The 18,643-nt window shown below is 55.7% G+C and carries 16 protein-coding genes; 8 read left to right on the top strand and 8 right to left on the bottom strand.

Translation table 11 applies throughout. The annotated features are described in order from the left end of the window. Nucleotides 1–5 precede the first annotated feature (5 nt). Nucleotides 6–818: a PfkB family carbohydrate kinase gene (locus ABFX35_RS07940; RefSeq protein WP_346080185.1), complete on the top strand. Its 813-nt coding sequence runs from the start codon at nt 6–8 to the stop codon at nt 816–818. A 451-nt stretch (nt 819–1,269) separates the two neighbouring features. Further along, a complete protein-coding gene (locus tag ABFX35_RS07935; protein ID WP_095848732.1) occupies nt 1,270–1,482 on the top strand; it encodes a glycine zipper 2TM domain-containing protein in 213 nt (70 codons plus the stop codon). A gap of 123 nt (nt 1,483–1,605) precedes the next feature. Here ABFX35_RS07935 and ABFX35_RS07930 read toward each other — a convergent pair whose 3' ends face one another. Both ABFX35_RS07930 and ABFX35_RS07925 read right to left on the bottom strand, forming a co-directional pair. After that, nucleotides 1,606–3,564 (bottom strand): glycoside hydrolase family 3 protein, encoded by a 1,959-nt coding sequence (locus ABFX35_RS07930; RefSeq protein ID WP_346080886.1) that lies wholly within the window; start codon nt 3,562–3,564, stop codon nt 1,606–1,608. 269 nt (nt 3,565–3,833) lie between these two features. Continuing rightward, a complete protein-coding gene (locus ABFX35_RS07925; RefSeq protein WP_428832182.1) occupies nt 3,834–5,576 on the bottom strand; it encodes a penicillin-binding transpeptidase domain-containing protein in 1,743 nt (580 codons plus the stop codon). A 330-nt stretch (nt 5,577–5,906) separates the two neighbouring features. Between ABFX35_RS07925 and ABFX35_RS07920 the strand changes: the two genes are divergently transcribed. The 3 genes from ABFX35_RS07920 to ABFX35_RS07910 all read left to right on the top strand — a co-directional run bounded on the left by ABFX35_RS07920 (nt 5,907) and on the right by ABFX35_RS07910 (nt 8,508). Then, nucleotides 5,907–6,188, top strand: a complete 282-nt coding sequence (locus ABFX35_RS07920) for a YjcB family protein (protein WP_095848733.1) — start codon at nt 5,907–5,909, stop codon at nt 6,186–6,188. Between the two features lie 305 nt (nt 6,189–6,493). Further along, complete coding sequence (locus ABFX35_RS07915) at nt 6,494–7,300, top strand: mannosyl-3-phosphoglycerate phosphatase-related protein (RefSeq protein WP_428832170.1); 807 nt, start codon at nt 6,494–6,496, stop codon at nt 7,298–7,300. Further along, the gene (locus tag ABFX35_RS07910) at nt 7,297–8,508 is read left to right on the top strand and encodes a glycosyltransferase family protein (protein ID WP_095848735.1); all 1,212 of its coding nucleotides are present in this window, start codon (nt 7,297–7,299) and stop codon (nt 8,506–8,508) included. Before ABFX35_RS07915 ends, ABFX35_RS07910 begins: the two co-directional genes overlap by 4 nt. A gap of 72 nt (nt 8,509–8,580) precedes the next feature. Here the strand turns inward: ABFX35_RS07910 and ABFX35_RS07905 are convergent, their stop codons facing one another. Further along, nucleotides 8,581–9,450: a helix-turn-helix domain-containing protein gene (locus tag ABFX35_RS07905; RefSeq protein ID WP_346080182.1), complete on the bottom strand. Its 870-nt coding sequence runs from the start codon at nt 9,448–9,450 to the stop codon at nt 8,581–8,583. A gap of 182 nt (nt 9,451–9,632) precedes the next feature. On the opposite strand from ABFX35_RS07905, the gene ABFX35_RS07900 reads away from it, so the two are divergent. Continuing rightward, a complete protein-coding gene (locus tag ABFX35_RS07900) occupies nt 9,633–10,538 on the top strand; it encodes a DMT family transporter (RefSeq protein ID WP_346080180.1) in 906 nt (301 codons plus the stop codon). A gap of 70 nt (nt 10,539–10,608) precedes the next feature. Here the strand turns inward: ABFX35_RS07900 and ABFX35_RS07895 are convergent, their stop codons facing one another. Further along, complete coding sequence (locus ABFX35_RS07895) at nt 10,609–12,867, bottom strand: TonB-dependent receptor domain-containing protein (protein WP_346080179.1); 2,259 nt, start codon at nt 12,865–12,867, stop codon at nt 10,609–10,611. A gap of 252 nt (nt 12,868–13,119) precedes the next feature. Here ABFX35_RS07895 and ABFX35_RS07890 point away from each other — a divergent pair, with 252 nt between their 5' ends. After that, entirely contained in the window at nt 13,120–14,289 is a 1,170-nt protein-coding gene (locus tag ABFX35_RS07890; RefSeq protein ID WP_346080177.1) for a pyridoxal phosphate-dependent aminotransferase, read from the top strand. A 28-nt stretch (nt 14,290–14,317) separates the two neighbouring features. Here the strand turns inward: ABFX35_RS07890 and ABFX35_RS07885 are convergent, their stop codons facing one another. The 3 genes from ABFX35_RS07885 to ABFX35_RS07875 all read right to left on the bottom strand — a co-directional run bounded on the left by ABFX35_RS07885 (nt 14,318) and on the right by ABFX35_RS07875 (nt 16,860). Further along, nucleotides 14,318–14,839: a chromate transporter gene (locus ABFX35_RS07885; RefSeq protein ID WP_346080175.1), complete on the bottom strand. Its 522-nt coding sequence runs from the start codon at nt 14,837–14,839 to the stop codon at nt 14,318–14,320. Further along, complete coding sequence (locus ABFX35_RS07880) at nt 14,836–15,405, bottom strand: chromate transporter (protein ID WP_346080174.1); 570 nt, start codon at nt 15,403–15,405, stop codon at nt 14,836–14,838. The genes ABFX35_RS07885 and ABFX35_RS07880 overlap by 4 nt, the downstream gene beginning before the upstream one ends. Nucleotides 15,406–15,564: 159 nt before the next feature. Further along, complete coding sequence (locus ABFX35_RS07875) at nt 15,565–16,860, bottom strand: aminotransferase class I/II-fold pyridoxal phosphate-dependent enzyme (protein WP_346080172.1); 1,296 nt, start codon at nt 16,858–16,860, stop codon at nt 15,565–15,567. 148 nt (nt 16,861–17,008) lie between these two features. On the opposite strand from ABFX35_RS07875, the gene pdxY reads away from it, so the two are divergent. Continuing rightward, on the top strand, nt 17,009–17,848 hold the full coding sequence (pdxY, locus tag ABFX35_RS07870; protein ID WP_095848743.1) for a pyridoxal kinase: 840 nt from the start codon (nt 17,009–17,011) through the stop codon (nt 17,846–17,848). An 8-nt stretch (nt 17,849–17,856) separates the two neighbouring features. On the opposite strand, the gene ABFX35_RS07865 is transcribed toward pdxY, so the two are convergent. After that, entirely contained in the window at nt 17,857–18,573 is a 717-nt protein-coding gene (locus ABFX35_RS07865; protein ID WP_346080170.1) for a flagellar brake protein, read from the bottom strand. Nucleotides 18,574–18,643: the final 70 nt, after the last annotated feature.

Here is an 18,643-nt window from a genome sequence, read left to right as displayed (position 1 = left end):
ATGTAATGAAAGTGATAGGAATAGGCGATAACGTCGTCGATCAATACGCCCATCTGCGCATCCGCTACCCCGGGGGCAATGCGCTTAACTTCAGCGTCTACGCGAAGCTGCTGCAGGCGCAGGCGGCTTATCTGGGCGTGTTCGGCGACGACGCCGCGGGCCAACAGGTGCAACGGGCGTTGGCGGCACATCATGTGGACATCTCGCGTTGCCGCCAGGTGACCGGGCCAAACGGCTGCGCAAGCCTGACGGTTGAACAAGGGGAACGTATTTTCACCGGCTCCAACCAGGGCGGTATCCGGAAAACCACCCCGATGGATTTCGTGCTTGACGATACGGACTATCTGCGCGGTTTTTCCCTGATCCACACCAGTTGCTACAGCTATATTGACCCGCTATTGCCCGCGCTGCACGCCCTGCCGGGCCTGTTGTCCTATGATTTTTCGGACGACTTTAACCCAGAGACGGCGCTGCCGCTGTGCCAGTGGCTCGATTTCGCCTTCTTTTCCTGCGCCGATCTTGAGCCGGCAGCATGCCGGCAATTGCTGGAAGCCGCGGTCGGTGCAGGCTGCCGCTATGCGATCGCCACCCGCGGCGCACAGGGCGCATGGCTGTTTGACGGCGCCAAGTTGTTTGAGCAACCGGCCTTGCAAGTGGTGCCGCGTGATACGCTGGGCGCCGGCGACGCCTTCATTACCGCCTTCCTGTTGGCCTTCTGCCAGAGCAATGCCATTGCGGCAAGTTTGCAAAAAGGCGCACAGTTCGCGGCAGAGATTTGCCTGCAGGACGGCTCTTTCGGCTTTGGCGAAAGCTATTAAAACACGTGGCTATTGCCAGGTTATGGGCAATAGCCACGCCACATGTTTTTATTTATCTTCAGATAACGCCATAAATGCCGATAGCCAACACCTCGTTTTATCATTCGTACTCTAAGAGCCTATCCCATTAGGGCTATTTTACTTGTCATTTTGGCCCTGGGCAGTGCTCGAAATCCTCACGTACTCCGTGTACGCTCCGGTTTACTCGCTACGCTCGCCTACGGGCCGGACTAAAGTCCGTTCAACATGCGCGGCATGTTGTCTGCGCGCTGTCCGTGTCCAAACTGGCTGCGACAATAACGCCTACTGGGATAGGCTCTAAGCCATTAAATTAAGAATATTTCCCTGTTTTATCTCTCTGCGACGGAATACATTCATCCCAACATTTAACGATGCTTTAAATTGTTACCTTTGGTTTTTTATTAACAAGAGTTGTTACCAAGGAATACCTATGAACATTAAACGTGCTGCTGGCGTAACCGTTTTGATTTTGGCAACGCTTTCTGTGACTGCGTGTGGAAGTATGTCTAACCGCGATCGTAATACGGCGATTGGTGCCGGGGTGGGTGCCGTCGGCGGCGCCGTTCTGACCCACGGCAGCGCGCTGGGTACGTTGGGCGGCGCGGCGTTGGGCGGCATTATCGGCCACCAGACCAGCCGTTAAGCACCGGAGAATGGCAGCGGCCACAATCGTTATTTCCCGCCGTGGCCCGCTATATATTGTTCATCCCCCCTTCTGCCATATCCCGGTGGCGCACTGCGCCACCGGACAATCACCAACCCAGGCTTAAAGCAGCCCAAACCCGGTCGGGTAAAGCGGTTTATCACTGTCGTGCGGTGCAGCGGAATGCTGCTTGCGCACGCTCTCCATCGACGATGGCAGTTCAAAAGGCAGCTTACCGCTGAAGGGGTGGCCATCCGTCAGCGCGCGCAACAGCACCCTGTCGCTAACGCCAAAGTTACCGATCAGCACCGACGCCTTTTCTTGCACCGGGGTTAAGATCGCCGGCCGGTCCAGGTAGACCGTGACAATCGTCGGCACCTGGCTTGCCGCCTGAATCGCCAGCCAGTCCGGGTTGTCGGCGGCGAACGCCAGCGAACCTTCATGGTACTGCGCCCCAAAAAAATAGTTTTTATGCGGTTGTTCGTAAGGCGCGCTGGCCCGCACCAGCGCAAGGTCGGCGTTTTCGGGTTTATCCACCACCGTCAGCCCGGCCTGTTTCGCTACCGCGGGATCAATGCCGTAGAGCCAGACTTTTTGCCCTTTTTGCAATGGCAGCAGCTTGGTTTTGTTCTCCAGCAACACCAGCGAAGCGCGCTGTGCATTATCCGCTTCTGCCTGCCAGGCGCGATTCGGCAGGGTTTTCCCGGCGGTAACGGGATCGACATAGGGGTTTTCAAACAGACCGAGGGCAAATTTCTGCTCCAGGATACGAGTGACCGACTGATCGAGGCGGCTCTGGCTGATACGCTTTTCTTTAACCGCCTGCACCAACAACGCACTGTCCGTAACGCCGCCGAACTGATCGATGCCGGCATTAACGGCCTTCGCAAAACGTTCGACTTTGCTAAGCGTCTCCACACCCCACGGCATCCCTAAACTGCTCGGATCGGGCGTTTCGCCCTCAGGGTGCCCATGAATACACTTTTCTTTACAGTCATCGGTAATCAGCCAGTCGCTGATAATCACGCCCTTGAAATGGTATTTCTGCCGCAACAGATCCTGCAATAAATAACGGTTAAAGCCCGCCGCCACCGGTTCAACCTTCCGCCCCTGATGCTGCAGGTTTTTCAACACCGAGTAGGTCGGCATCACTCCGGCAACGTGGGCCTCGAAGGCACCGGTAAACGGCAGAATATGCGCATCAAGTTTGCGGCCGGAGAAGTCGGCGTATTTTCCGTAACTGTTATGGCTGTCATAGCCCTGCTCAGACGCGCCATAGCCCACCCAGTGTTTGACCACCGCACTGACGCTGGCGGAATTCAGCCCCTCGCCACCGTGCTGCATCCCCTTGATATACCCACGTACCATGCGCTTGGTCAGTTGCGGATCGTCGCCGAAGGTCCCTGCAATTCGTGACCAGCGCGGCTCCGAAGCGATATCCGCCATTGGCGAGAGCGCCTGCGTTATCCCCAATACCCGGTATTCCTGACGCGTGATATCCGCATAGCGCTGTGCAATATTTTCATCGCCAATCGCGGCGATACCCAACGTTTCTGGCCATTTTGAAAAGCCATCGACATTCGCTGGCACCTGCGCTGAATACTGATAGACATTGCGTGGATCGGCGCTCAGCGTGATGGGAATACCTAAATGGGTGGATTCGGCGATGGCCTGCAGGCGGTTGTTTTGCTTCGCCATTGCTGCAGGTGTGGTAGTCAGGCGCGTAATAAACGTATTCACCTTTTCATCGACGATCATCGTGGCGGCGGCGGCAATGTCGTATACCTCACCGCGGCCAATGCTGCTGCCGGGCGCCGGGGCCGAGCCGTGCATCATCACCCCGGCTTTCTCTTCCAGGCTCATCCGAGCCACCAGATCCCTGGCCCGTTGGTGAGGCGATAAACGCCAGTCTTCGTAAGGGGTGAGCATGCCGTCTTTATTCAAATCTTTGAAAGCGAGCCCGTCTTGCTGAATAACCGCCACGCCCCGTTCGCCTAACACCGGTTGATCCAGCGCATGCGCTGCGAGCGGGGAAAAGAGCGACAGCGTAATAGCATTCGCGATAAGCCTGGTTTTCTTCATCATTCTGCACCTTCCTGGTTTGACGTTTTGCGGAATAAAAACAAAAAAACCTGAGCGCCTCATGCTGCAATAGCAGATGAGCCACTCAGGTTTTGCTCACTGGCGGGATAGCCAGCGATAACAATCCGATAATGCGTAAAAAAACACCGCATTCAAGCTAACATGGATTGCCAGATGTAAAGTGTGAGCCGGCGGGCAATTTGCCATCCAGGCGGCTTCCGCCGCCGGAGGGTAACCGGCTGATATTCGCGTTACGCCCTGTTTTGTCTTTACTGCTGCGTTGCCGTGCCGCCGGCATAACGGCTGGCGGTATTGATCACATTCAACGGTTGCGCATCCGGCAACACGTTCATGTGCTCCAGCACCTGCCCCATGATTTTGCCAAATACCGGCCCGGCAACCGAACCCCCAAAGTGCTTGCCCGCTTTCGGGTTGTTGACCATCACCACCAATGCAACCTGTGGATCGCTGGCGGGAGCCACGCCGGCGGTATAGTTGATATAGCCGCCGTCGTATTTACCGTTGGCGCCCATTTTTTCGGCGGTACCGGTCTTGATCGCCAGCCGGTAGCCAGGCACCGCGGCGCTCACCCCACTCCCGCCCGGCAAGGCGTCGCTTTCCATCATATGCACCACCGATCTGACCACGCTTTCCGACATGATGCGTTGCCCCATCACCGGCGGCGTGACCTTGGTGATCGACAGTGGACGATAGACGCCAAACGCGCCAATGGCCGCATATTCGCGCACCATTTGCAGCGGCGTGACGCGCAAACCATAGCCGAAGGAAAACGTCGCGCGTTCAATATCCGCCCAGCGGCTGCGGTGCGACGGCAGGTAGCCGCTGCTCTCGTTGCCAATGCCAAGCTCGGTCGGGCGGCCCAGGCCAAAACGCTGGTAGACATCCGGCAGCACCGTTGCCGGCATCGCCAGGGCAATATGAGATACCGCAATATCACTGGATTTTTGCAGCACGCCGGTCACCGTCAGCTTGGTCCAGTGCCCCACGTCTTTGATCAGATGGCCGTTAACCCGATATGGCGTGGTATCCAGCACCGTGTCGGGCCTGATCAGATTACGATCCAGCCCAACCATCACCACCACTGGCTTCACCGTTGAACCGGGTTCGAAACTGTCGCTGCTGCAAACGTTGCGGATATCCTTTGCCGGCGTATTGGCATAGTTGTTGGGGTTGAAGGACGGGTAGCTAGCCATGCCCAGAATTTCGCCGGTGCTGACCTTAACCAACACCGCACAGCCGGAATCCGCTTGGTTGGCGATCACGCCGTCGCGGATTTGGGCAAACAACACATACTGGATAAATTTATCAATGCTCAGCGTCACGTTAGGCGGCGGCACCGGATCCACATTTTTCAGCACGTTGATGATCGCGCCGTTGCCGTCTTTTTGGTACACCCGCAGGCCGTTCTTGCCCTGCAACAGGTGATTAAAGCCCAGCTCAATCCCCTCCAGCCCCTGGTTATCCTGCCCGACGATGCCGATAAGCCCGGCGGCGTCTTGCCCCATAGGGTAAAAGCGGCTGAAATCCTGTTCACTGCTCACCCCGACCAGGTGCAGTTTGTTGATGTAGTTGGCGTTATCGTCCTCCACCTTGCGCGCCAGATAGACGAAACGCTTGCGCGCATTATTGTGGATCAGTTGCTGAATCACCGGCAGCGGCAGCTTCAGCACGTTGGCCAGGCTTTGCCAACGCTCATTGTTCAAATCCACACCGCTATCCAGGATGTGCTTGGGATCGAGCACGATGTCTTTGGACGAGACGCTGACCGCCAGCGCTTCATTATTGCGATCGGTAATCATGCCGCGGTTGGTGGGCACCACCTGGGTACGCACCGAGCGCTGGTCTGCCTGGCTGGCCAACTGCTGGTTTTCCAACAGTTGCAGATAGCCAACCCGAAACATCAGCAGGAAAAAGCACACCAGGATGCCGGCGCAAAGCCAGGCAAAGCGAGCGGAAGAATAATTACTGACCTTTTTGCGGGATGGCGGCAACACGTTTAACCCTACGTTTTTATTCGGTTTATCTCAGAATGCCAGTCTACCCCGCCGGGTTTGGTTATAAGATTGCAGTTTGTAAAAAAGTAAAAGTAAACGCGATTGGTGTTGCCGGCTGCGACAAACGGTTAGGCGATTTAACGGTAAATATCTTGCCGGCCGCAGGTGCTCATGTATTGAGCACGCCATCATCCCAATGCTATAATGTGACCTGCATCACATTTTGATGCCTACTACCCTTTTTATTTTATCGCAATGCACACCGTTTCCTTCAGCGCTGCACGCTGGGCGGGTGCGCGCTGCAAGCAACATAGGATCCAAGGTTCGATGAGTGCCATAGCTACCGGTTTTATCATGATGCGCTGGGAATTGCTGAGCGCAGTGATGATGTTTTTCGCCAGCCAGTTAAACGTGCTTTGCCGTAAAACCAGCCGCCACGGCATGGCATTCATGTTCAGCAGCCTGGGAATCTTCACCAGCATTTGGTTCGTGATGGGGCTGATGGGTGTGGAATACAGCCAGGAAGGCATGACGTATTTCTGGTCTGTGGTGAAAGATGCGTTTATCGATGTCATGAGCCAAACCCCTACCCAGTGGCCGACGCCGTAAAATACCTTCGGCAGGCAACGCCCCTTTGCCTGCCTGGCCTGCCCGCTTCCCCTGTCTGTTTCCCCCTTATTTTAAACCCAGCGCCGCGGCCTGCGTTTTCGGCAATCGGCGCAAACTTGCACAATCAACAATTTATCGCTAGGGTTAAGTGTGAGTTAAATCACGCTTTTTTGGCTACAGGAGGCCCTATCCACCGCTAATCGCCCACCTTACCGCACTGCTCGTCACACGGCTTCCTGGCCCGCGCACAATCGAGACATCCCCTTTGTTTACCGGCGAATGACTCACGAGAGAATGGAGAGGAAATGCTGAAATTGAGTCCCAATCTGTTGCTGTTTAGCGATCTTGACGGTTCGCTACTGGATCATCACAGCTATCGCTGGGATGCGGCGCAACCGTGGCTGGATCGCCTGGCTCGGCATCAGGTCCCCTTGGTTATCGCGACCAGTAAAACGGCGGCGGAAGTCAGCCTGCTGCAACAGCAGCTTAATCTGACGCATTTGCCATTTATTGCAGAGAACGGCGCACAAATTGTATTCCCCACCGATTGGCAGGAAGCCGATAAAGTGTTCGGCGCCGATTACGCCACCCTGCGCGCCACCCTGGCCGAACTGCGTGCCAGCCGGCAATTCTCATTTCAAGGCTTCGCTGATGTGGATGATGCCACGGTGGCCGCCTGGACCGGCCTGCCGCTGGCGGACGCCCAACGCGCGCGCCGACGCGCCGGCTCAGAGCCGATCCGCTGGCTGGGAAATGATGAACAGTTAAGCGTATTTCGCAGCCAACTGGCGCAGCACCGGCTAACCTTGACCCAGGGCGGCCGTTTTTATCACGTCATGGGGGAAAACGTCAGCAAGGGCCATGCCGCCCGCTGGCTAACCGAATACTACCAGCGCCGGCGGCAACAGCCGGTCACTACGCTTTGCCTGGGTGACGGCCCGAACGATATCCCCCTGCTAAGCACCGCTGACTATGCCGTCGCGATCCGGGGGCAGCAAGATACTGAAATTGATTTTCCGAGCGACTTTGCCGGCCAACTGTACCGCACGCACCAAGCGGGGCCACAGGGCTGGAGCGAAGGATTAGACCATTTTCTGGAGAAGCAGCCATGAGCGAGTTTTACCAAGACGGCATCATCACCAATTTCCATAACCTGGCCAACCGTGATTTGGCCGAGCTGGAGTATGAACTGCAGGTCTTTTCCGGCCGCAATACCATGGGGCTGATACTGCCTTCGTTGTATTCCGAGCTAGAAGGCCCGGCACTGGATCGCATCGTGGAAATTCTGGCGCAGGTGCCCTATCTGGAAGAGATCATCATCGGGTTGGATCGCGCCGACCAGCAGCAGTTTGAGCACGCCAAAGAATTTTTCTCGCGCCTGCCGCAACGCCACCGCATTCTGTGGAACGACGGCCCGCGCCTGAAAGCGATCGCCGATCGGCTACAGGCGGAAAAGCTGGCGCCGGATGAACCCGGTAAAGGCCGCAACGTGTGGTTCTGCGTGGGCTATACGCTGGCATCGCACCGCAGCAGCTGCGTGGCGCTGCACGATTGTGACATTGTCACTTACGATCGCCGCATGTTGGCGCGCCTGCTGTACCCGGTGGCGAACCCCAACTTCCACTATGACTTCTGTAAAGGCTATTATGCTCGCGTGGCGGATGGCAAACTGAATGGCCGCGTGGGCCGCCTGCTGGTGTTCCCGCTGCTGAAGTCACTGCAAAAAGTGTACGGTAATTCCGATTTTCTTGATTACCTGCGCAGCTATCGCTACCCGCTTTCCGGTGAGTTTGCCATGCGCACCCACATCCTCAATAACCTGCGCATCCCCAGTGACTGGGGGCTTGAAATTGGCGTGCTGTCGGAAATCCACCGCAATACCGCAACCAGCCGCATCTGCCAGGTGGATATAGCCGATAACTACGATCATAAACACCAGCCGATGTCGGAAAACGATCCTCAGGCCGGGCTGCAACGCATGGCCGTCGATATCACCAAGGCGCTATACCGCAAGCTGGCTATTCTGGGGGTAAATATCACCAGTGATTCATTCCGCGTGCTGCGTGCCACCTATTACCGCACGGCGCTGGATATGATTGATGCGTTTGAACACGATGCCAAAATGAACGGCCTGAAGTTTGATCGCCACAGTGAAGAATCCGCGGTTGAGCTGTTTTCCAACGTGATTTCTCATGCCGGGCAAGCCTTCAGCGAAAGCCCAGGGGATAAACCCTTTGTCCCCAGTTGGAACCGTGTGCAGTCGGCATTCCCGGATATTCTGGAGCAGTTGTACGATGCGGTAGAGCAGGATAACAAGTAGCCAGACATATAGAGCCATAAACATCTTGCGCCAGGGGCCGTTTACAACGGCCCCTGCTATTTATGCGGATGATTACTGCGCCTGGCGCATACGCAGCGGCGCCAGGCCATACGCGGCTTTAAAACGGTTGCTGAAGTGGCTGGCCGAACTGAACCCGCAGGCCAGCGCGATTTCCGTCAACGGCAGCGGGCTATGGCACAGCAGATGTTTGGCCTGCTGCAACCGTGCGCGCATCACATACTGGTGCGGCGCCAGCCCGGTATTGTGTTTGAACATCCGGGCGAAATGAAATTCGCTCAGCCCGGCCTGTGCGGCCAGCTCTGCCAGCAGCAACGGCTGGTCCAAATGGCCGGCGATATAATCGCACACCCGTTTTAATACCACCGGCGCCAGCCCGCCGCGCACCGACGGCAGGCGCCATTGCAGATGGGTATAATGCTGTATCAGGTGCGACATCAGCATCGACGATGCGCTACTGAGCGCCAACTGGTTGGCACTGTCCTGCCAATCGACGTTGAGCAGGAACTGGCGATAGAGCAAGGTAATTTGCTGATCTTCGGCAAACGAGCGCGGTTCCAACTGAATGGCGGCCGGACTACGATCCCAGGTTTGCTCCACCAACTGGCGCAGGTGGCGATCGGTGCAGTACAGGTGGACAAAAGAAAGATCGCTGCGCACGTCCCAGGTGGACTCATACTGGCGCGGCATAATACAGAAGCGATCCGGCCCACCGCCGTTTTTCCAGCCGTTGGCGGTTTTTTGATAGCACTCGTAGCCGTCGGCAATGTACAGGCTCAGGGTGTGGTGATCGGCGCTTTCCTGCGTAATGCGGTCATGGCTATTGGACCAGGCGGCCAGCTCCACGCCGGAAGCCAGCAACACATTGTTGTGCAACGTGGCCCGGTGTTCACTCAGTGTTTCGAATGCTTGATAGCTGGACATAGCTCCCCCTTTTCTTGCCCTACCGCTTCAGTGTAAAGAGCCGCCCGCCCGGATACCAGCCGTTGCGGTTCACCGCGATAAAAAAAGCGCAAGAATATGCAACTGTACGCAGCCAACTGCAAGCGGCACGCGGGCAAGGCGTTGATACTGGCGCTCTGTTTCTTTCGTTTGCGGAGTCAATAATGAACGCGCTGTTGTACCTTGCCGTGGTGCTGATTTGGGGCACCACCTGGATTGCGATAACACTACAACAACAGGGAACGGTGGCGATCCCGGTTTCGATCAGCTACCGCTTTCTGATCTCGGCAATCACCCTGCTGGCGGTGTTGCTGCTGCTGCGCCGCCTGCGGCGGATCGGCCCGCGTGACCATCTGTTTTGTGTGATCCAGGGCTGCTGTGTGTTTGGCTTCAACTTTTACTGCTTCTATCACGCCGCGGCCTATATCAGCAGCGGCTTAGAATCGGTAATCTTTTCCATGGCGGTGCTGTTCAACGCGCTGAACGGCATGATCTTCTTCCGCCAACGCCCAACGCCTAATCTAATGCCGGCGGTGATCCTGGGGCTGACCGGGATTGTTGCCCTGTTCTGGCAGGATCTGCGCGCCACGCAGTTGGCGCCGGAGCTGTTGAAGGGCATTGGCCTAAGTATGCTGGGGACTTATGGATTCTCGCTGGGCAACATGATCAGCGCCCGCCACCAACGCCACGGGCTGGACGTGTTAACAACCAATGCCTATGCCATGAGCTATGGCGCAATCCTGATGGCGCTCATCGCGCTGGCGCAAGGCGCTTCGTTCCAGATCGCCTTCAGTACACGCTATATCGGATCGCTGCTGTATCTGGCCATCTTTGGCTCGGTGATCGCCTTCGCCGCCTATTTTATCCTGTTGGGCCGTATTGGCGCCGGAGCCGCCGCCTACAGCACCCTGCTGTTCCCGCTGGTGGCACTGACTATATCCACCCTGTATGAAGGCTATCAATGGCACCTGAATGCCGTGATCGGTCTGTGCCTGATCCTGTTGGGCAATCTGGTGATGTTCAGTAAACCCGAGCATTTCACCCGGCTGTGGCGGCGCAAGTTGGCCTGAACCGGCGGCACCAAAAGAAAACGGCGGCGCTAAATGCACCGCCGAACACATATTGCACGCAACAGCGAGCTTAAAAGCGGACATCAATCCCCAGAGTGACGGTGCGCCCCGGTTCAGGCATGCTGATCACCGATCCCGGCTGAATATCATAGCGGTTAGTGAGATTATTCACCGCGGCGAACAGCGTCGCATTTTTATTAACCCGGTATTGACCGTATAAATCAAGTTGATAACCCGAGGGGATATCAATAATGGGCGACGCCCCGGTGCCGATCAGCCAATCCGACGGGTTTGTTTTGGCAGAGTGATATTTATAACGCACCCCGGCATCCAGATCCCCCGCCATGAATTTTTTCCCCACGTTGACCACCAGATTCTTTTTGGCCGGAATGCGGCTGGGGGTTAATCCCCAGGCAAATCCCAGGCTATTACAGTTATCGGTGTTGGCCCGCTGCGCCTGATAATGGGAGCAAACCTGGGTATCGGTATACAGTGTCGCGGAAACATGGGTATAAAACAGCGCTGCATCATAATTGGCCAATAACTCAAATCCGGAAAGATCCAGCTTGTCGTAGTTAATGAAGGTATAATTATCCCGCCATTCAGACATGCCTGGCGTTTTATCCAACACGCCGCCGGAAATAAAGCCATTAACCTTGTTGCGGAAATAGGACAGGGAAAGATCCAGTTTGTCCTCTGGCAACAAAAGATCTTGCTGCCTGGTTTTCAGCCCAATTTCCCGCTGCAATGAAATCTCTGGCGATAGCCGGTTATACGGGTTGTAACTGAACACCTCATTTGACACCGTGGTTTCATAAAGGCTGGGCATACGATAGGTTCTTGACGCTTTAAAAAACAGTGCCGTTGCTGGCGTCAGGTGATAATTCAGCTCAGACAGCATATCCAGTTTTGGGCGGTAGTTTAGCGATTCATTACTCTGGAAATCGGTTATTTTCGCACCGTGCAGGTTAAAACCGATATTCACTGTCACGGGGGAGAGATCAAGCTCACCGTTAATAAACGCACTTTTCTCGCTTCTTTTACCGTTACGCGAAGTTACCGCGATATCGCTAAACCGAATGATGCCATCTTGTTCGGGTTTAAGCCGTTCATCCTGCAAGGCCACCCCATAGCGCAAAACCAACGGCAGCCGTTGCAAAGCGCTTTCATTATAAACGCTCACCCCTTTTCGATCGTTGCTGTAGGCGTGCAAATACTGTTGCGCATTGACGCCGATGCCCCACAACCCGTTGTATTGCCGCAAATTGGCATCGGTTAACCATAGGCCAATGTTCAAATTGACTAAATCATTGTCGTAGGGTTTATAGGCATAGCTGGCGCTGTAGCTGTTGACGATAGCGCTGCCCAACGCCCATTGCGGCATGGATTCAACGCCATCCGGCAGTGGGTTGAAATCAATATCATTGTTATTTTGGTACCAATAGGCCGCTAAAACCTCACCTGCTTGTTGCCGATGGTTACGGTAGGCGAATTCGAAATCCTGGCCATTATTGGTATGCAGCCCCATTTTCGCCAGAAAAGACTGGCTCTGGAAACTGGTGTTGACCACCTCATGATTCGGCGTAACCACCGGTTCATGATAGCGGGAAAAACCGTGCTTCCCGGCATAGTAATTCCCCGTAGCCCGTTCGCTGTAAGCGATTACCGTATCGAAAAAATCATCACGAAAACCAAAAGCCGCCGTCGCCGAGCCATTGTTGAACTGGCGAGACTTCGGCTTTTGCGTCAGTTGATAATAATTTTGTTGTTCGTAGTCATCGGGAATATCGGGCTTGCGATTATTGTTGTAACTGCGCAGTTTGATCAAAAAACCGCTTTGTTCGCCGGGGTTAACAATATCATCCACCGTAAGGGTTTTGATATTAACCACCCCACCAATCGCGCCGGATGCAAATGGCGAAGCGTTAACCGCCGCCCCTTTTTGCACCGCCACGCGGCTGATCAAATCAGCGTCGATATAGGTTCTGTCACTGGTCCCCTGATAACCACGTGAAGTATGCGTAGATTGCAGGCTGCCATCAATAAATACCGGAACTCGCCCTTCACCCTGCAGGCCCCGGATGCCAATATCAATAGCGCCCGCCTCATTGCGCATATTATTTGCCTGCACGGACGTCATTGATGAAAAAATATTCGAATTAGAACTGCCTCTGTATTTATCCATGTCTTGCGCCGTGATGATATGTTCATCATCGCGTGCGGCTGAAACAACAACGGTATCCTCACTAACCGTGGATTTATTTTCTGCGTATGCGTAAGCCAAAGGGAAAAATAATGTCGATGACAAAATAACAGGATTGATTTTCATAAAATGATACAAAGAGAAATAACAAGGAGCGCAGATATTATTGAAATCAATTCTCATTCTCAATAACGATTTGGAGGTACGCTGTATCACGCTATAAAGAGCGGGCTATCATAAGGTGCATTATAATGCATCATCATGATGCACTATAATGCACCTTTATTTAATTAATCATATAAATCAGCAAATTAACTATTGGCATGCATCCTGCTTTGTCTTGAGTGAAGTTTGAATCTTTACAAGGAGAAAGTAGATATGTCAGAAAACAACGTATTAAACGCCAAACGCAGACAACTATTAAAACTTTCAGGCGCACTGATGGGCGGTGTCGCACTGGCGGGATTGCAGCGCAACGCGCTGGCCGCCGCCCCCAGCGGTGTCAGCAATTTCCAACCTCCGACGGCAGAGCACCCAATCCGCATAAACTTCAATGAGAACCCGTTGGGTATGTCGCCCAAGGCGCAGGCCGCCGCGCGAGAGGCGGTGAGTAAAGCCAACCGTTATGCTAAAGAGGAGATTATTGCCCTGCGCAGCAAGTTGGCCAGCCAGTATCAGGTGCCGGAAACCGCTATTCTGCTCACCGCCGGCTCTTCCGAAGGTATTCGCGCTGCGGTGGAGGCCTATGCCACGCTGGATACCCAGTTGGTGATCCCCGAACTGACCTATGGCGATGGTGAACACTTCGCCAAAATCGCCGGCATGAAAATTACCAAGGTGCCGATGCTCGACGGTTGGCAGTTCAATATCGAAGGCCTGAAAAATGCCGTGGCAAGCTACGCCGGCCCGTCGCTGGTGTATTTGGTGAACCCTAACAACCCCACGTCAACCATTACGCCGGCGGATCTGATTGAGCCGTGGATCGCCAGCAAACCGGCCAACACACTGTTTATCGTCGACGAAGCCTACGCCGAATTTGTTAACGATCGCCGCTTCCGCTCCGTCGGCCCGTTAATCCATAACGGCGCCGATAATGTCATTCTGTTGAAAACATTTTCGAAAATCTTTGCCATGGCGGGGATGCGGGTTGGCTATGCGGTTGCCCAACCGGCGCTCATCGCGCGGCTCGGCAACCATGTCGCCGGTGAGAAAATCAACTTCTGCGGGGTGGATGCGGCGCTGGCGTCACTGGACGATCACGCTTTTATCGCTTACAGCAAAAAGAGCAACGACACCGCGCGGCAAATCCTGCTGCAAGCACTGGATCAGTTGGCGATCCCTTACCTGCCTTCAGAGGGAAACTTTGTTTTTCATCAGCTCAACGTGCCGCTGAAAGATTACCAGCAGCAGATGAAAAGCGCCGGTATCCTGGTTGGCAGAGCGTTTCCGCCGGCCGATAACTGGTGCCGCGTCTCGCTCGGCACCCCGGAAGAGATGGCGTTCGTGGCGAAAACCATGCACCAATTCCGCGGTAAAGGCTGGGTATAACGCACCGGGGCCCGCGCGGGCCCTGTTTTCATGCCGTCAACAAACCGAGCAGCGCGCCCCCAGCCAGCACCCACAGCGGGTGAATGCGTTTGCTCATGCCGAACCCCGTGGCGAACAGGATCAACACCGCCAACCGCCAATTGGTGGCCGAGGCTTCAGCAATCAGAAGCCCGCTGGCCGCCACCAGGCCGACGGTCACCGGCACCAGCCCAGTCTGCACAATGCGCCGCCACGGTTTATCTTTGAAACGCTTCCAGGCGTTCATCACCAGCAGCGTCACCACCGACGAAGGGCCGAACTTGGCCACGGATGACACCAACAGCCCCGCCCAGCCGGCGACATGCCAACCGATCAACGGCACCACCATCATATTCGGGCCCGGTGCCGCCTGCGCCATGGCAAACAGCGCGCTAAATTCCTGGGCGCTCATCCAGTGATGCACCTCGACCACCTGGCGCTGCATTTCCGGCAGGATCGACACACCGCCGCCAAAGGCCATCAGCGAAAGCTCGGTGAAGATCAGCGCCAGCGAGATCAATACCCCCGTCATTGGCGGATCTTCCATGTCAGCAAAATACTGAGCGGCGCCAACACCAACATGGTTGGCAACAAGGGCAAACGCAGCCAGGCGATAGCGATCAAGCATGTGGCAACAAGGGTTAACGACAACCATTTACCGCGCAGCGGCAGCAGCATTTTTAAGGCGGTAGACAACAGTAACCCTGCGGCGGCGGCAGCCAGGCCGGCAAACACGTGCTGCACATGAGGATCATTCTGATAGCGGGCGTACACCACCCCCAGCCCGATCACGATGGCGGTCGGCGCGCAGATCAACCCCAGCAGAGCACACAGCGCCCCGCGTAGCCCACGAAACTCCATCCCTACGGCAACGGAAAGGTTGATGATATTGCCGCCGGGCAAAAACTGGCACAAGCCCAGCAGCTCGGTGAATTGCTCGCCACTCAACCAACGGCGTTCTTCCACCAACATATTACGCGCCAACGGCAACACACCGCCAAAACCGATCAACCCCAGCATCAGAAAGCCGGTAAACAGCTGGGTTGCGGTAGGCGGCGCACTGAGTTGTTCTGTGCCAAGGGTTTTCGTTTCTGGCATGGCGTTCCCCTTCTGGAGTTTGTCATCGTCTATTGCCACGTATCAGGCAGTAGCGCACAAAAGCGCGTGGCGCTATTTAGCTATATCTAGCTATAGCGCACTGAATTTAACACGACTGTAAGCTAGTATTTGCGGATATATCCTGCGCGCGCCACGGCTTTAATTCACCTGCACATTGGCCTGCATGGCGGCGCAAAGATCCTGCGCCAGCGTGGTTAACTGTTCCTCGGCCACATTCGCCAGGCTAATGCGCAGCGCCGGGCCGCTTTTCAGCCGGAACGGTTCGCCGCTTTGCACCAGCCAGCCACGCTGCGCCATCAGTTGGCAGGCGGCCGTTTCCGAGCGCACCGGCAGCCAAAGATACAGCCCTTCCCCCGGCGGCAAAGGGATGCCGGCCAACTGCTGCAGTTTTTCTACCAGTAACTGCCGCCGCTGGCGATAGACTTGTCGCGCCTGCGCCAGCACCTCGCCCGCTCCGGCCCAGAGGGTTGCCGTCGCCTGCTGCAAAATATGGCTGACCCAGCGCTCGCGGATAGATTGATCGGCGCGCATCGCCTGCAACACTGCGGGCTTGCCGCAGGCCAGCGCAATGCGCAAATCCGGCCCCAGGAATTTACTGACCGACAGCACATACAGGCCGTGTGTACCGTCAAACGGCAGGTGCAGCGGCTGGCCGGACAGTGGGCCCCAGAAATCGTCGGCGATCGCCAGGCAATCCGGATTTTGGCGCAAGAACACACGCCAGCGCTGCGCCCGTTCGGCGCTCAATGCCAACCCGGTCGGGTTTTGCGCGCGTGGGGTAAGGATCACCGCGCAGCCCCGCTCGGTATGGCTCTCCGGCAGGCAACATCCCTGTTCGTCGAGCGGCAGCGGCAACGCCTTCAGGCGCAGATGGCGCAGCAGGGTGAGCAGCGGTGGCCAGCAGGGATCTTCCACCCAGATGGCGGAACCGGGCACCGCATGGCAGCGTAACGCCTTTTCAATGGCGTCCAGCGCGCCGGAAAACACCGCCAGGCCATCGGCCGCCACGCCCTGCCCAGCCAGCCATTCACTCCCCAGCGTACACAGCGCCGGCAAATCTTCGCTAACGTCATAACCGCTATGCTGTGGGAAAATATCCGCGGCGGTGAACGCCAGGCGCGGCAGCAGCGCCGCATCCAGCTTGCCACTAGCGAGATCCCGCATGCCCGGTGGAACCGGCAAAGGGCTGCGTGCTACCGGCGCCAACGGTTGTAACACCACCGTCCCGGCGCGGCCGCGGGTAGCCACCAGCCCGGCATCACGCAGCTTGCCGTACGCGCTGGCCACCGTATTGGGGTTAACGCCCAGCGTCTGCGCCATTTTCCGCACCGGATCCAACACCTCGCCCGGCTTCAATTCACCGGCTTTAATCTGTGCGCTGATATGCTCGGCTATCTGGACAGCGCTGCCGCCTTTTGCATAAAATGAATTCATACATATCCATTTTTGTACTAGTTCAAATAAGCATAGCAGCCTCTCGCCGCCCAAATAAAGCTGGCGAGATAAAAAGATGATCGGCCTAACATTTATCATGTTTTCCGCCCAGGCTGCTGGGGCTGACCGCCATAACTGAGGAAACACCATGCAACAGAACCCCACGCTGCGCCCGCCGCTGATTGACGTTATCACCATCCAATCGCAGGTGGTTTATGGCAGCGTTGGTAACGGTATTGCCTATCGCGCCCTGCTCAAAAAAGGCCTGGAAGCCTTGCAGGTGCCCAGCGTGTTGTTCGGTTGCCCACCTTACTATGGCGCCCCCAGCGGCGGTGTGATCCCCGACGATTGGTTCAGCGGTTTTCTGGAAGATTTACTTACACGTGGGGTCGTCCAACGGGCGCGCGCCATCGTTATCGGTTATCTGGGGAACGTTTCGCAGTGCCATATTCTGGCCAATTGGCTACCGCGCGTTCGCAGCGTTAACCCGGCGATTCAGATCTATATCGATCCGGTAATGGGCGATTACGGTGAAGGGATCTACGTGGATGAACGTATCGTAAACTGCTACCGCTCCCCTTTTCTGCAGCTCGCCAACGGCCTGACGCCGAACGGTTTTGAACTTGAGCAACTGTGCGGCCGCAAGCTAAACAGCCAGGAACAAACCCTGCAGGCCGCGCAGGAATTGCTGAGCGGCAAAACGGAATGGGTGCTGGTGACCAGCGCGCCGGGCATCGCGAAAAGCGCTGATGAAGTGGGCCTGCTGCTTGTCAGCCATAACGATGTGCAAAGTTTCTGCCATCCTAAACGCCAATCGGCGGTCAAAGGCACCGGCGATCTGTTCACCGCGTTGCTGATTAGCTATCTCCTGAACGGTAACAGCCTGCGGGAAGCCATATTGGCGGCCAGCAGTGAAGTTTGCGAGGTTTTAACTGAAGCCGAACGTTACGGCTGGGAAGAGATCGGCAGCCTGCGCGCCCTCGGCTGAGGCGCAGTTCAGCGCCGTTTCCTTTTATTAAAATCCAGTTCCAGCGCAAACACCGCGCTTTGCAGTTTGCGCTCCATCGCCAGGCTTTGATTAACGAAACGCCAGGACAAACGCCAGAAACAATGCTCACGGCTGTCGTCGTCAAGTTCGCAATCTTCACTGACTCCGACCAATTCCATGTTGACGGTAAAACTGCCGTACTCTTCCAGATCCAGCTTCGCTTTTTTTAACTGCAGCCCGCTAGCGATACAGGCGGGGAGCACACCATCAATACGCAAGCCAACGCCGCCGGCGGACAGATTATGGATGGGGAACACGTAGCGCCGGCCGCCATGCTCGGCATGGCATAAAAAACCGCGCCAGGACGGGGTGATGATACGGAACTGGCGCCGGCGTTGAATGTAAAACAGTGCTTTCGGCAATTGAGCCATATAAGCAGATTGCTGCGAGAACTGAACCGGCTCCACCTGTTGGACGGAAAATTCGATCTTGGCATCGTGGCTTTCGATCTCGAATTTCAACGGCTCCCCCGGGGGGCGGTTCATCTGATCCTGATCACAACAAAATACGATATTATCGGCCCCGACGCTTAGGAGCCTGGCGTGAAATCTTCGTTGCTCGTTTGTTATACGCATTGATATGCGTTGTTTATGGATTTCACGTAAAATTGCGAGCACTTCAAAACGATCTTCCTTGATAAACAATCCGTTATCGATATGCTCCATTCATTTCTCCCAGAGAATCCATTATCAGACTTACAATATCTTGACAGTATAATCACTGGGAATAATTTGG

Origin of the sequence: Gibbsiella dentisursi, assembly GCF_039539505.1 — a bacterium.
GTDB lineage: Bacteria > Pseudomonadota > Gammaproteobacteria > Enterobacterales > Enterobacteriaceae > Gibbsiella > Gibbsiella quercinecans.
The sequence above is the reverse complement of the archived record's forward strand: the minus strand, read 5'-3'. Positions and strand labels throughout refer to the sequence as shown.